The 13,223-nt window shown below is 56.0% G+C and carries 12 protein-coding genes; 3 read left to right on the top strand and 9 right to left on the bottom strand.

Translation table 11 applies throughout. The features are described 5' to 3' along the window. Window positions 1-14: 14 nt before the first annotated feature. Both KTE_RS41060 and KTE_RS41055 read right to left on the bottom strand, forming a co-directional pair. A complete protein-coding gene (locus KTE_RS41060; RefSeq protein ID WP_201392253.1) occupies window positions 15-461 on the bottom strand; it encodes a hypothetical protein in 447 nt (148 codons plus the stop codon). Next, on the bottom strand, window positions 458-727 hold the full coding sequence (locus tag KTE_RS41055; RefSeq protein ID WP_201392252.1) for a hypothetical protein: 270 nt from the start codon (window positions 725-727) through the stop codon (window positions 458-460). The genes KTE_RS41060 and KTE_RS41055 overlap by 4 nt, the downstream gene beginning before the upstream one ends. Window positions 728-1,068: 341 nt before the next feature. On the opposite strand from KTE_RS41055, the gene KTE_RS41050 reads away from it, so the two are divergent. Beyond that, window positions 1,069-1,356 carry a DUF1330 domain-containing protein gene (locus tag KTE_RS41050; protein ID WP_201392251.1) on the top strand — a complete coding sequence of 96 codons (288 nt, stop codon included), beginning with the start codon at window positions 1,069-1,071 and terminating at the stop codon, window positions 1,354-1,356. 68 nt (window positions 1,357-1,424) lie between these two features. On the opposite strand, the gene KTE_RS41045 is transcribed toward KTE_RS41050, so the two are convergent. From KTE_RS41045 to KTE_RS41020, 6 genes are all read right to left on the bottom strand, one after another. Then, window positions 1,425-2,846, bottom strand: coding sequence for a cell wall metabolism sensor histidine kinase WalK (locus KTE_RS41045; protein WP_201392250.1), 1,422 nt, complete (start codon window positions 2,844-2,846; stop codon window positions 1,425-1,427). Next, complete coding sequence (locus KTE_RS41040; protein ID WP_201392249.1) at window positions 2,843-3,544, bottom strand: response regulator transcription factor; 702 nt, start codon at window positions 3,542-3,544, stop codon at window positions 2,843-2,845. The genes KTE_RS41045 and KTE_RS41040 overlap by 4 nt, the downstream gene beginning before the upstream one ends. A gap of 90 nt (window positions 3,545-3,634) precedes the next feature. Next, a complete protein-coding gene (locus tag KTE_RS41035) occupies window positions 3,635-4,216 on the bottom strand; it encodes a ferric reductase-like transmembrane domain-containing protein (protein ID WP_201392247.1) in 582 nt (193 codons plus the stop codon). Between the two features lie 111 nt (window positions 4,217-4,327). Continuing rightward, window positions 4,328-4,819, bottom strand: a complete 492-nt coding sequence (locus tag KTE_RS41030) for a hypothetical protein (RefSeq protein WP_201392237.1) — start codon at window positions 4,817-4,819, stop codon at window positions 4,328-4,330. A 62-nt stretch (window positions 4,820-4,881) separates the two neighbouring features. Next, the gene (locus KTE_RS41025) at window positions 4,882-7,035 is read right to left on the bottom strand and encodes a glycosyltransferase family 39 protein (protein ID WP_201392235.1); all 2,154 of its coding nucleotides are present in this window, start codon (window positions 7,033-7,035) and stop codon (window positions 4,882-4,884) included. 165 nt (window positions 7,036-7,200) lie between these two features. After that, window positions 7,201-7,710 (bottom strand): GtrA family protein, encoded by a 510-nt coding sequence (locus KTE_RS41020; RefSeq protein ID WP_201392233.1) that lies wholly within the window; start codon window positions 7,708-7,710, stop codon window positions 7,201-7,203. A gap of 239 nt (window positions 7,711-7,949) precedes the next feature. Here KTE_RS41020 and KTE_RS41015 point away from each other — a divergent pair, with 239 nt between their 5' ends. Continuing rightward, on the top strand, window positions 7,950-9,449 hold the full coding sequence (locus KTE_RS41015) for an alpha-N-arabinofuranosidase (RefSeq protein ID WP_201392231.1): 1,500 nt from the start codon (window positions 7,950-7,952) through the stop codon (window positions 9,447-9,449). 128 nt (window positions 9,450-9,577) lie between these two features. Here the strand turns inward: KTE_RS41015 and KTE_RS41010 are convergent, their stop codons facing one another. Continuing rightward, entirely contained in the window at window positions 9,578-10,798 is a 1,221-nt protein-coding gene (locus KTE_RS41010) for a cytochrome P450 (RefSeq protein ID WP_201392229.1), read from the bottom strand. Between the two features lie 247 nt (window positions 10,799-11,045). Between KTE_RS41010 and KTE_RS41005 the strand changes: the two genes are divergently transcribed. Continuing rightward, the gene (locus tag KTE_RS41005; protein ID WP_201392226.1) at window positions 11,046-13,034 is read left to right on the top strand and encodes a protein kinase; all 1,989 of its coding nucleotides are present in this window, start codon (window positions 11,046-11,048) and stop codon (window positions 13,032-13,034) included. Window positions 13,035-13,223: the final 189 nt, after the last annotated feature.

The raw sequence follows: 13,223 nt of genomic DNA, 5'->3' as shown, positions 1-13,223 counted from the left end.
TCCCGGTGTCATGACTACCTGCTCTCACGTGCCTTATGATGTCTGTGTTTCGGTAGGGCTGAAGCTTGCGATGCCTCTTCTGTATGTGGAGTGCGGACGTGATGTGCTTCAGCTAGAATATCTTCCGCCTCTTCGCGTATGCGCGAGCCCGCTTTCTGGAATTGCGCGCTGGTACGCGAGAGGGTCGTATTCAGGCGATGCCCTACATCATCCACTATCTCCTCGGCTCTACTCATATGAGGGTTGCCGCTACTAGCCGTGGCCTGTTCGGCCTGTTGAGACTGCTCCATGCCTTCTGGGGTATGTTGCGCTCTTTCTGGATGCTGCCTGCTTCCCAGGTGATGCATAGCATGATTGAAACGGCCAAAGGCGTAACCAAGTTGATGCCCTAAGTGTTCAGCCGGACCCTCATCGCTCTCAGAGCGGTCTGAACCTAGCTGCTGTTGATGTTCTGGCTTCATCGTTCCTGACCTCCCGCAACCCCAGGAGGTTGCATCTCTGGAGAAGGATGTGCTCCATTTGTTGATACTTCATCTTGATCGGCCTCTTTCAGGCCATGCCCAAATCCCTTGAAGAATGAGTTCACTGCTTCGCCTGCTGCCAGGACACCAGCTGTGCCATAGACGGCACCCCGGCGTACAAGTTTGCGTGCGCGCGGCGAAAAAACGGTCGCGGCGACGACAGCGGTCACGGCTACCTCAGGTTCTAGATAGTCTTCGAGCTCCATTTTTGTGCCACCTTTCGCTGCATATAGCAACAAATCCATACCCCTCTTCGGGGAGTAGACATATCCTAATGGATAAGTAAGCAAGGAGAAATAAAATATAATATAGAATACACGTATGACGAAAGCCCAAAGATACTAAGTCTTCTGTAATATATGTAGAACTGTTTGCCACGCCAAGCCTCATTCTGGGTATGAGATGTGGTGGAAAAATGCCTGCTGCATTTTTCCACCACATCTCATATAATGTAGGGTCCACGCTTGCATGGACTTAAGAAGCGTTTGGGGTAGGGAGGCAGAGCTTGCTCTGCCCCTACTTGAGATAGAAATGAAAGGAAAGAGTTATGGCCGCATATTTCATTGTGGATGTAGAAGTGAGCGATCCCCAGATGTATGAGGAGTACCGCAAACTGGTGGGACCCACGCTGGAGCGCTATGGCGGGAAGTTCCTGGCGCGTGGAGGCGTGACAGAGACCATTGAGGGTGATTGGCGGCCGAAGCGCCTGGTCATACTAGAGTTTGAGGACGCGGACCAGTTTAAGCGTTGGTACTACTCGCCCGAATATAGTGAGGCCAGGGGTATTCGCTTCAAGGCGTCCAGCGCGCGGGCGGTCTTGGTTGAGGGGGTATAATAATAGGAAAATGGCGCATACCCCGTACGGGGTATGCGCCATTTTCCTATTATTATGGCGAAGGGAGCTTATTTGCTTTGCATGGGTGGCGAGGCCAGGGTGATGGCTTCAGGGGCCTGGTGTGCCTGTGAACTGGAGGCGGCAGGTAGTGTGAGTAGGGCGCGTGTTCCTTCATGAGGGGTGCTTTCCAGGCGCAGCGAGCCGTCGTGAGAGGTCGCGATGCTGCGGGCGATGGAGAGGCCCAGGCCCGTGCCGCCTGCGGCGCGTGAGCGGGCTTTATCTACGCGATAGAAACGCTCGCCCAGGTTGGGCAGGTGCTCTGCCGGGATACCAATGCCGTTATCGCTTATCGCGATCTGTGCCTGCTGGTCGACGAGCGAGGTATGTATGGTCACACTGCCACCAGCATGATTGTATTTGATAGCGTTATCGAGTAGCACCAGGAGAGCCTGTTCGAGCAGCAGGGGATCTCCAATAACGCGCAGGTTGTCTCTGACTTCAGCCTGGAGAGTGATACCCTTCTGATCGGCGAAGGCTGTGACACGGCGTAGACCAGCCTGGACAATGGTGTCGAGGGAGACAACCTCGTGCTCGCGGTGCTGGGAGCCTGCGTCCAGGCGTGCCAGGGTCAGCATGTTATTGGCTAGCGTCGTCATATGGCTGGCTTCGGTCACGATATCTTCTAGCAACTCGGCATCTTCAGGGCCCATGCCTTTGCGAGAACGGAGCAGGACTTCGGCATCGGCGCGTAGCAGCGTCAGAGGCGTCCGCAACTCGTGCGAGGCGTCGGCAATAAAGCGTTGCTGATTATTCCAGGCCAGGCGGGCGGGGACTAGCGCCCGGTGCGAGAGGAAGAGTCCACCGATAACCGCGCCAAGCATGGTCACTCCACCTACCGCGAATAACAGTGTCAGGATGATGGAGAGGGCCGTCTCCTGTGGCTGCACGGATTTTCCCACGACAATAGCACCCAGGTAGCTTTTCCCGTCCGGGCCGGGAATGCCTAACGCATAGCAGTCGACCTGCCCTAGAGGCCCGCCTGTATTAATAATGTCGCTCGCGCTTCCATTTTGCATCGCCTTCAAGGCCAGTGAGGTATCGAGAAAGGCCGTGGGCAGTTGTGGCGTATCCTCCTCCTGGAGTAAATTGGCACTTTGATCAAAGCAGGCGATCAAGATAGGATCATGCGGAACGTAGCCAGAGGGAGGAAGAGAAGGCATTGAGCAGGGATGATCTGGCGAGATAGTGAGCCACTCCTGTGCCCCATGTTGGGCACGGCTTATCAGGTCATCAGTGACAGGTGAGAGCAAGAGTTGTTGCACGCCAAAATAGAGCGTAACACCAAAGAAGATGAGCGCGATTGCCAGGACGCTGCTATACCAGAGGGTTAAGCGCAGGCGCAGGCCAGAGAAGAGGGCCGCGCCAGGTTCCCTGGATTGGCGGTGCAGGTAGCGGCGGAATCGCCAGAGGAGTGATGGTTCGTTCTTCATACAGCCTTCTCCTTGCGGGGAGGATAGGCTTCGAGCTTATAGCCGATGCCACGCACAGTTTTAATGAGTGGGCGTGTGAAGCCTTGATCGACCTTATCGCGCAGATAGTGAATATAGATATCGACTACGTTGGAGAGCGCCTCCAGATCATAGCGCCACACGGCATCGGTAATCTGGGTGCGTGTAAGGGCCTGCCCAGGATGGCGCATCAGGTATTCAAGGAGGGCGAACTCTTTCGCGGTCAGTTCGATGACGCGCTCCCCACGCCGGGCCTCATGCCGCACCAGGTCGAGGATCAAGTCATCGGCGCGCAATTGGGTCGCCACCTCAAAGGTACGGTCGCGGCGGCGCAAGAGGGCGTTGACGCGTGCGAGCAATTCCTCCATCGCGAAGGGCTTGGGGAGGTAGTCGTCCGCGCCCACATTGAGGCCAGCCACGCGATCCTCGACCGAGCCGCGTGCCGTGAGCATCAGAACGGGAGACATGACATTATCGGCGCGCATACGGCGACAAATCTCAAATCCGTCGAGTTCGGGCAGCATGACATCAAGAATGACCGCGTCATAGGTTCCACTTTCGGCCAGTTCAAGGCCGCTCAGTCCCTCATACGCGAGATTAACGGTGTGACTCTCTTCTTGCAAGACGCGGCGCAAGAGGTGGGCAAGTTTTTTTTCATCTTCTACCACCAGGATATGCATAGTTGCCTACCTTCTTTCTCTAACAGAACCACTCTCTCAACGTATTCTACCAGGAATAGCCCGGCTTGAAAAATGGTGAAAAGATCTAAATTAAAAGAAACGCTTATTTTTCTGCATGACGTGTGCGGGCAGGGCGCGTTCAGGCTCCTGAGCGCTCTTCAAGAGGCGCAGGACGAGGAGTGCTCCCACCAGGAGGATGCTGCCGATATAGAGCGCCGTTGCCCACCAGGTATCGCTATCGCTGCCAATAAACACGCCATGGAGTGTGACCAGGACATACAAGAGCAGGGTCAGGATATGGAAGCGGCGCCACCATTGATAGCCAATGCGTGGGCGCAGCCAGGTGCTGAGGCCGATGGCCAGTCCCAGGTAGAGCGCGAGAATGCCCAGGGTCATCCAGAAAGTGCGATAGGTGCTGGCAAAGGGAATGAGCACCTCGCTCCAGGCAAAATGCGTAAAGGGATCGATCCAGATAGCGAGCATGTGTACAAGTGTAAAGACCAGTCCGAGCAAACTCAGGAAATTGTGCAGTTCGCTGTTGATGAGGCGTGGCCAGCGTGAAGATTGCCAGCGCAAGGTGAGCGCGAGTCCGACGGCGACCGCGAAGGTTAGCAGGACATAGGCGGTCAGCCCACCAGCGCGGGCGACATTCCAGGTTAGCGCATTCCACATAGGTGTTGTTCAACCTCTCCACCTACTTCTTATGCGGAAAACAACGTCGCTCTCGCGACTAGCGCTTCCCCCATTCGGGGACAAGCGCGCTCAGGTTTTCCGAATAGGCACTTAAGAGACGTGAGAGCCAGAGACGGGTGGCTGATTGGAATTATCGGTGTCGAAATTGTCACCGCCATTACCTGGCCAGGACTGAGATGGATCGTACTGATTCTGGCCAGGCGTGACCTGGTTGGATGAATTGGCGGGCGTCGCCTGACGTGCTGCATCCCCCACACTATGGCTCATCACCAGGCCACTGAGCGCGGCAAAGCAGGCGAGTGCCGCGATAACGATCCCGCGCTTCCAGCGACGTGCCAGGGCCAGGGCCTCTCTTTTGGGAAGGCGAGCTGTAGGCTTCGCTGTACCAGGCTGTGGTCGTAGCGTGGTAGGCTGAACTGGCGCATATGGCCTGGTAGGCTGGGCATAGGGATAGGGTGGCGCTGGTGGTTGTGTGTTTCCCTGGCCGAAGAAAGGAGGGATATCCTGTCGCGGCCTGGCTTGCTCAGGCGGGGGGAAGGCGAACCGCTCGCCATACCTCTCGTAGAGATTGGAAGAGTCCATAAATTCTGCTCCTGGTGCGGTTGCACCCTGTGGAGGTGGTGAGCCTCCACAAGGTAATGTGATTAGTGGGTTGTTGAGCAGTCGTAGAGCTGGCTGCGGGCGCTAGAGTTCGTTGACCAGGCGCTGCTGGGTACCAGGGTGCAGTGCTGGGTGACCCAGGTTGTCGCACTGCCGGAGCGAGCGCCACCGAAGCCGCCGAAGTTGCCACTCTCCAGGCGCTCTCGCAACTGCGATGGGAGATCTTCGAGGATCTGCTCGGGTAGGGAGCCGCCGCGACCCGAGCTGAGCAGGAAGAAGCGAACCGTGCCATTTTTTACCAGCGAGGACAACTGGCTGGTAGTAAGAATGGGATCGCTACCACTAAAGCCGCCCATTGCCATTACGGCCTTGTTGGTCGAGAGAATAATGCTATTGGCGGTATTGGAGCTGGGTGTCGCGACCAGGTATTTGGCGTTTCCCTGGTGGGCCACAAGGTAGCTGATCAAGGCTTGATCGCTTGTACTGACGCCATCGCCACCGGCTGGACCGCCAGCATTGCGCGCGAAGTCATTGCCCTGAGAGGGTCCAGCCACCGGAAGCTGAGAGGCGGTATTCTGAATAACGGGTATCGCCGCCCAGATGGTTGGAGTGATCAGCAGAACCAGGACCCCAAGCGCCAACACCAGCGAGAGGACACGGACGTTGGGAGCCTGAACGCGAATTCTGGGCGCGAGGCGATAGGCCAGCAGGACGCCCAGCGTGACGATAGAGAGGACTGCAATCAGCGGTGTCAGAAACTGGCTCCAGGAGGGGTAGCTCTGGAGGATATAGATCTGCTCGACTGCCGTAAGGGCCAGGGCCAGGGGCAGGAGCCAGCCGCGCCAGCCAGAGGCGCGAAAATCTTTCCACATGACTACCAGGCCAATGCCGAAGAGGGCACAGATGGCTGGGGCCATCGTTGTCATATAGTACTGGTGGAAGAAGCCTGCGACACTGAAGAAGATGCCCTCGGTGAGCAACCACATGCCCCACAGGACCAGTGCCTGTTGCTGGCGATCACCCTGGAAGCGCAGACGACGCTGGAAGGCGAGAGCGAGAGCGCCCAGAATGGCGGCGGGTAAAAGCCAGGCAATCTGGCTACCAAGGGCCGATTCAAAGAGGCGGAGGGGGCCAGGGTTGCCCGTACCAAACATACCACCGCCATTGCCACCAAACTGCCCGCCCTGCCCCACGTTTGGAGGAAGATCAGGCGTGCCTGAACCATTGGTTCCACCTGGGATGCCACCCTGGCCGTTGCCTGGGAAGCCATTCTGGTTTCCTGTGCCCTGGCCATCTGTGCCCGTCCTTGTGCGGTTTCCATTGCCACCGAAGCCGCCGGCTCCGCCAAAGCGGCCCAGCAGGCGACTGGCACCGTTATAGCCAAAGGCCAGCTCGATTTCGGAGTTAGTCTGGCTGGAGCCGACATAGGGACGCTGAGAGGCAGGCGTTAGATCGACCGCCACGAGCCAGGAGAGCGAGAGGACCGCCATTACCACGCCCGCGAGCAACAGATGCAGGATACGCTTGCCGATGCTGTGAGGTGCCGCAAGCAGGTAGAGCAGGCCAAAGGCCGGAACGACCAGGTAGCTCTCCAGCATCTTGATATTAAAGCCCAGGCCAACGGCCAAAGCGCTCAGAAGGAGCCAGCGCAGGCGCCCGGTCTCGGCCGCGCGAAGCACCGCCCAGGCACCAAGCAGCATCACCAGCGTCAGCGTGCTATCAATCGTATTATTGCGGTTAGTGACAACACTGATGGGGCTGATAGCCAGGGCCAGGGCCGCGAGCAAGCCAGCGACCACGCCGAAGTGGCGGCGCACCAGCCAGTAAAGGATAGCCACCGAGAGGACACCCGCCAGGGCCTGGGGGAAGAGCAGGGCAAAGCTCGTAAAGCCAAAGATTTTGGTGCTGATAACCTGCAACCAGAAACCAAGCGGGGGCTTATCAATGGTGACGAAGCCACCTGGATCGAAGGAGACAAAGAAAAAGTTATGTAGACTATCGCCCATGCTCTTGACTCCGGCTGCATAGTAGAGGTTGCCGAAGCCATTTGCTCCCAACTGGAAGAAGTTCATAAAGATCGAGATGAGCATAATGGTACCTAGAGCAATGCGGCTCCAGGTGAAGGATTGCGGCTGTATTTTATGTACCGCATCGTCCTCCGATGGTGGTCGAGCTACAATTTCTGTTGTATCAGCCATAGGTGTTCCCTTCACTTATCGTTTATGGATGGAGTGCTTTGTTTTTATGAGAAAGTTTGCTGCTCGCGGCAGCAGTAAGAGTAATGCTCTACTGTATCAGTGTACGCCTCATTTATTGGTCATTTATTGGAATATCATGAGAATTTTCCCATAAATGACCATCGTTTAGTGAATAAAGACCCAGAGGCGCATCGCCAGGAAGGAGAGAATGGTTCCGCTCGCGATGGCGAGGCCCTTCGAGAGGTCTGTCCAGGCGAGCGTATTGGTCACAAAGGGATGCGCGACCATGCTGGCTAACCAGGTGAAGAGGCTATTCCAGCTAAGGCCCAGGAGTGTAGCCAGGCCAAACCGCTTTAGCTCGCGCCAGGTTGTAGGCTGGCGATGGGTAAAAGTCCAGTTTTTATTAAGCAGAAAGCTATTCGTTGCCCCCACACAGTAGGCGATGGCGGTATAGAGGGCAATCAGCCAGGAGCTACTGGTTGGGCGCAGCAGGAGCAGGGCATTTAAGACGAGCAGGTCCAATATGGTATTAAGCCCACCGACCGCGCTAAAGCGGAGAAGCTGTACCCAACCCCTATGTGCTCGCATATCGTGTTCAGGTTCAGGGCGCGTTACCGAAGAAAAAGTGTACGTGTCGGAAGTCTCCCTGGGGGAGAGGGTTGATGTTTCTGGCACGATTGTTTACTCTCCAAAGGATCAGTCATCCATGATGAACGACCTACGAGTACGATCAATAGGACTATCAATATCAAGATGAGTTCTTGCGGTAGCATAACAAGCGAGGATGGGAGGAAGATTGGAGAAATATGAGGAGACTCTCATCCTTGACATGCCTCTAGATTTGTTCATACACTGCATTGCAACGTTGCATAGAAGACAACCCTATCTATAATGAGTTAAGAGAGGAAGCAGTAATGCTACAAGCGAAGGCTTATTTTGACACTCATCACCATGTTGGGGTGATTGACCAGCGCATCTTCAGTGGCTTCTTAGAGCACCTGGGACGCGCAGTATATGAGGGTGTATATGATCCAGAGAGTCCTTTGAGCGATGAACAGGGTTTCAGGAGAGATGTGCTTGAGGCCTTACGGGCGATGCGTATGCCCCTTGTGCGTTATCCCGGGGGGAATTTTGTGAGCTGCTACGACTGGACGGATGGAATTGGTCCACGTGAGCAGCGCCCGGTCAGAGTCGATTATGCCTGGAAGAGTCGCGAGACGAATCAGTTTGGCACAGATGAGTTTATGGCATGGTGTCAAGAGACTGGGATCGCACCCATGATGGCAGTGAATCTGGGGACGGGGACGCCCAAAGAGGCATCCGCCTTGCTGGAGTATTGCAATCTGCCAGGAGGAACGTATTGGGCAGATCGTCGCATTCAGAATGGGCATGAGCAGCCCTACGATGTGCGCCTGTGGTGCCTGGGCAATGAAATGGATGGCGATTGGCAGGCAGGACATGTTCCCGCCGAGGTGTATGCCCAACGGGCGAAGGCGGCGGCAATTATTATGAAGGGTCTTGACGCAAGTATCGAGACTGTGGCGTGTGGCTCTTCTGGTCGCGGCATGTCAACCTACTTGCACTGGGATCGCACAGTGCTGGAGTATTGTTGGGAGAACATCGACTATATTTCTGCCCATCGCTATAGCGAGAACAGGCGAGGCGACTCAGCCTGGTTCCTGGCCGAGGGCGTAGAGATTGATCGCGTCGTTGAGGATTATGCCGCGCTCCTGAATTACGTACGTGGCGTCAAACGCAGCGAGAAACGTGTGTATCTCTCCTTCGATGAGTGGAACGTCTGGTATAAGAACATGGAGATGGATGGCAAGGGGGAGAGTGCGCCGCATTTGCTCGAAGAGGTATATAACCTGGAAGACGCCCTGGTCTGCGCGCAGTATCTTAGCAGCTTTATCCGTCACGCCGACGTCGTCAAAGTGGCTTGCCTGGCGCAGATTGTAAACGTTATCGCACCGCTCCTGACAAAACGTGATGGTTTGCTTGTTCAGTCGATTTACTATCCCATTGTCTCTTTCGCCCAACATGCGCGCGGCCTCTCTCTCGTTCCGGCGCTTGAGAGTCCTACCTACAAAGCGGGCGAGCGTGGTGATATAGCAGCCCTGGATGCCGCCATGAGCTACGACGAAGCCTCAGGGACAGTCGCGGCCTTCCTGGTCAACCGTGAGCAGCGGCAGGAGATGCGAGTGATGCTGAGCCTGGGCGATCAGCGCTTTGGCGAGGTACTGAGCGTCGAAGTTTTGGGCGGTGGCGATGCCAAAGCTGCTAATACCTGGGAGGAGCCGAAGCGGGTAACACCGCGTAGCGCAGAGGCGCATGTCAACGAGGCAGGTGAGCTGATCGTGACCGTGCCAGCCCCCGGCTTCGCAGTTGTGCGCGCCCGGGTCAGTAAGAGGTAGCGCCTGCTTCTAAACAAGCTCGGTTAATGAGAGTTTATTGCTAATGCTGTTTCTTGCTCATGTGAAGAAGCATCCTGGCTGCCACGGGCAGCCAGGATGCTTCTTCACATGAGCAAGAATATAATGCTCTAGAAGGTGACAGGGAGTGTGTTCAGGCCCATGATGAGTGAACCTGGACGCCAGGTAAGTTCTTCGGGCGCGACGCTCAGGCGCAGATGAGGGAGGCGGCGCACCAGTGTGCCAATAGCAATTTGACCTTCGAGGCGTGCCAGGGGAGCACCCAGGCAGTAGTGAATGCCCTTGCCAAAGGCAAGGTGCCGATTCTCCTTGCGCGTAATATCGAGCTTGTCAGGACTGGCAAACTCTTCTTCATCGCGATTATTAGCGGAGAGCGCGACAAGGATATGATCGCCACGTTTCATGGATTTGCCGCCAAATTCAAGATCTTCACGAACCCAGCGCTGGGTTGCGAGCAGCAAGGGGCCACGATAGCGCAGAAATTCCTCGATTGCTGTTCTAATCAACTCAGGTTTTTCCTGAAGTAAGCGCATCTGGTCGGGATGCTCTAGAAGGGCCAGAATGCCATTGCTAATTAGATTAACGGTTGTTTCATGACCGGCAATGATGAGCAGAAAGACCATGGCCATCAGCTCTTCCTGCGAGAGTTTATCGCCTTGCTCCTCTGCTTGAATAAGCTTACTCAGCAGGTCATTAGCGGGAGATTGGCGTTTGCTTTCGAGTAGCTCAAGGAGATACTGGTAGAAGGCCATCAGCTCGCCCGCCGCCTGGCGAAAGGCCTCAGGATTGCCTGAAGCCTCTACAATGAGGTTGGACCAGGAGCGGAACTTTGCGCGGTCGGCTGAGGGAACGCCCAACATTTCAGAGATGACGATCATGGGAAGCGGAAAGGCGAACTGGTCGATCAGGTCCATCTTGCCTTTGGACTCAACCGCGTCTAGCAGTTCGTCTGTGATCTCCTGAATACGTTCGCGCCACTGCTCCACCAGGCGAGGGGTGAAAGAGAGGTTGATAAGTGAGCGTAGGCGGGTGTGGCTGGGCGGATCCATATTGAGCATGTGGAGGCTAAGGAAGCTTGAGGCCTGTTGTGGTAGCGCACGCGGAAATTGCTCTATCTCTTCGGGAGTGAAGGCATTGCCCACGTTTTTCACGAAGCGCTCGTCTCGCAAGATGGTATCCGCATCCTGGTAGCGTGTTACTAGCCAGGCGGCGCGCCCACTTTGCAGTGTAATCTGGTGAAGGGGGTCCTGGTGACGCAGGTCCGCGAAGGTAGGATATGGATTAGCTTTGAATGCTGGTGAAGTTAGATCCAGGTCTGGAAATTGTTGCATGTTTTCTTCCTTTATTTTATTTGTCATAGATTTGGCTCCCATCCATAGAAGAGACACGTCTACTGTGAGAACTGGGTCTCGCTTGAGTTGATAGTTGCTTCTGATGGTTGAGCCTGGGCACTAGAAGCATGAAAAGTAATAGTACTTTACGCCTCTTTTCTAAGCTACATGCTCGTATGTTTGTTATATTACTATGTTGTAGATATACAAATCTAGAGCAGTGATGCATTGGAGGAATTTTCCCGCGATGATGGAGCAAACTGAACAAAAGCTCGGCAACTATCGGCTGGTGAAACGCATCGGTCAGGGAGGCTTCGCCAATGTGTATCTGGGGGAGCATATATACCTGAAGACGCAGGCCGCGATCAAGGTATTGCAATTGCAGTTGACGCCAGAGGTACTGGAGACCTTTCTTACGGAGGCGCGGCTCATCGCCCACCTGGCACATCCCAATATCGTGCGGGTATTAGAGTTTGGGATAGAGCAGGAGACGCCCTTCCTGGTCATGTCGTATGCCCCCTATGGCTCGTTGCGTGAACTGCACCCGGCGGGCAGCGTCGTACCCATTTCAGCGCTTTCGCAGTATGTGCGCCAGATGTCGCAGGCTCTCCAATATGCCCACGACAACGATATTGTGCATCGCGACGTCAAGCCCGAGAATATGCTGCTCATGGATGATCACACCGTCATGCTGAGCGACTTTGGTATCGCCGTGGGCGAGCAGAATCGGCAGCATACGCAGGCAGGGCGGGGCGTCATTGGAACCTCGTTTTACATGGCCCCCGAGCAGTTTCATGGTCAGTACTCTCCTGCCAGCGATCAGTACGCTTTGGCGGTCGTGGTCTATGAATGGTTGTGTGGTGTGCCTCCCTTTGTTGGCTCACCGACCGAGGTCGCTATCCAGCACATCCGTTCGTCCCTCCCCTCCTTACGAGCCAGGATGCCCGCCCTGCCCATCACCCTTGAGCATGTCATCGAACGCGCCCTGGCCAAAGATCCACAAACGCGCTTCCCCTCCATTCAAGATTTTGCCTCCGCCTTCGAGGAGGCTTGTGCGATGCTACCCACCCGCACGAGTAACTTGAAACCCTTGCATATGAGCCTGCCAAGCAAGGCGGCTCAGTCCTCACCGGAGTATCATTCATCCGCCACGGTCGCGGGTCCCTTTTATAGCGGGACCTTGCCCCCACCCTCGACGACGCCCCTTCCTCCCTCCAATCCTCCTCAGAGACAGATCTCGCGTCGCGCCGTGGTCGGAGGACTGGCGGGATTAACGCTGGGCGGCCTGGCGCTGGCTGGCCTATCGACGGTGTTTCGCTCCCAGTCACAAACGGCTAACTCCACTCCGGCTGTGCATACAAAGAAGAAGCCAACGCCAAAAACTCAACCTACAGCGACGCCCAACGCGACCGCCACAGCCCAGGTTGCGGTCATCAATGGTGTGCCAACCAGGCCCGCGGTAACCTCATGGGGAACAGGGCGGTTGGATGTCTTTGCACGTGGCAGCGATAATGCTCTGTGGCATCGAGCCTTTGATAATGGCCACTGGGCGGCCTGGGAGTCGCTGGGTGGCTCGCTGGCCTATGACCCGGTCGCGACCTCGTGGGGGCCGGGGCGGCTGGATATCTTCGTGCGTGGCGGCGATAATTCTTTTCAGCATATGTGGTATGACGGCACCTGGCATGCCTGGGAGACGCTGGATGGTATCCTGACCGCCGATCCAGCGGTTGCCTCACCTCTACAGGGTGTCATCGATGTTTGTGTTAGTAGTGTTGGCGGTGCTGTCTTCTACCGGCGCTTTACTGGCGTCTGGAATGCCTGGACGGCGATGGGTGGAGTCGCGTCGGCTGCCCCCGCGATCTCTTCCTGGCCCACGGGGCAGATTGATCTCTTTGTACGCGGTACGGATAATCATCTCTGGCAGAGGCATTTTGAGAATACCTGGCGCGACTGGACGCCCATCAGCCAGGATACCTTTACTACCGGCCCGACTGTGGCCTCCTGGGCGCCGGGACGGCTTGATGTCTTCATCAACGCCGCCGATAGCTCCGTACGCCATAACTGGTTTGATGGGACCTGGCATGACTGGAGCTTTATCGCGGGCGCGCTTGGCTCCGCGCCTACAGCCGCCTCCTGGGGGGCGAACCGCATTGATTTATTTGCACGCTCAACCAGTAATGTCTTGCAGCAAGCCGCCTATGATGGAAGTTGGCACGACTGGACCCCTCTCCCATAAGCACCAACTCTTACCCCGTGCGCAAGTTATTTCAGGTAGTGGGCGTGGTGCGTGCTGGCGGCCTCAGACCGCCAGCACGCACCACGCCCACTACCTGTTTCTAAGCAAGCGTGCTATAGACCTTGACAAATGTCTTAGGCTGCCCTAATATCTTAGTGAGTGAGTCGGATATAAATCCTATTGTTGCTA

It is taken from the genome of Ktedonobacter sp. SOSP1-85 (genome assembly GCF_016587415.1).
Classification (GTDB): domain Bacteria; phylum Chloroflexota; class Ktedonobacteria; order Ktedonobacterales; family Ktedonobacteraceae; genus Ktedonobacter.
Note: the sequence above shows the minus strand (reverse complement) of the source record. Positions and strands in the feature narration are given on the sequence as shown.

Bases quoted from the DNA above. Each gene is read 5' to 3' on its own strand.
- KTE_RS41060 (WP_201392253.1), bottom strand. From the start codon at position 461: ATGAAGCCAGAACATCAACAGCAGCTAGGTTCAGACCGCTCTGAGAGC.
- KTE_RS41055 (WP_201392252.1), bottom strand. From the start codon at position 727: ATGGAGCTCGAAGACTATCTAGAACCTGAGGTAGCCGTGACCGCTGTC.
- KTE_RS41050 (WP_201392251.1), top strand. From the start codon at position 1,069: ATGGCCGCATATTTCATTGTGGATGTAGAAGTGAGCGATCCCCAGATG.
- KTE_RS41045 (WP_201392250.1), bottom strand. From the start codon at position 2,846: ATGAAGAACGAACCATCACTCCTCTGGCGATTCCGCCGCTACCTGCAC.
- KTE_RS41040 (WP_201392249.1), bottom strand. From the start codon at position 3,544: ATGCATATCCTGGTGGTAGAAGATGAAAAAAAACTTGCCCACCTCTTG.
- KTE_RS41035 (WP_201392247.1), bottom strand. From the start codon at position 4,216: ATGTGGAATGCGCTAACCTGGAATGTCGCCCGCGCTGGTGGGCTGACC.
- KTE_RS41030 (WP_201392237.1), bottom strand. From the start codon at position 4,819: ATGGACTCTTCCAATCTCTACGAGAGGTATGGCGAGCGGTTCGCCTTC.
- KTE_RS41025 (WP_201392235.1), bottom strand. From the start codon at position 7,035: ATGGCTGATACAACAGAAATTGTAGCTCGACCACCATCGGAGGACGAT.
- KTE_RS41015 (WP_201392231.1), top strand. From the start codon at position 7,950: ATGCTACAAGCGAAGGCTTATTTTGACACTCATCACCATGTTGGGGTG.
- KTE_RS41010 (WP_201392229.1), bottom strand. From the start codon at position 10,798: ATGCAACAATTTCCAGACCTGGATCTAACTTCACCAGCATTCAAAGCT.
- KTE_RS41005 (WP_201392226.1), top strand. From the start codon at position 11,046: ATGATGGAGCAAACTGAACAAAAGCTCGGCAACTATCGGCTGGTGAAA.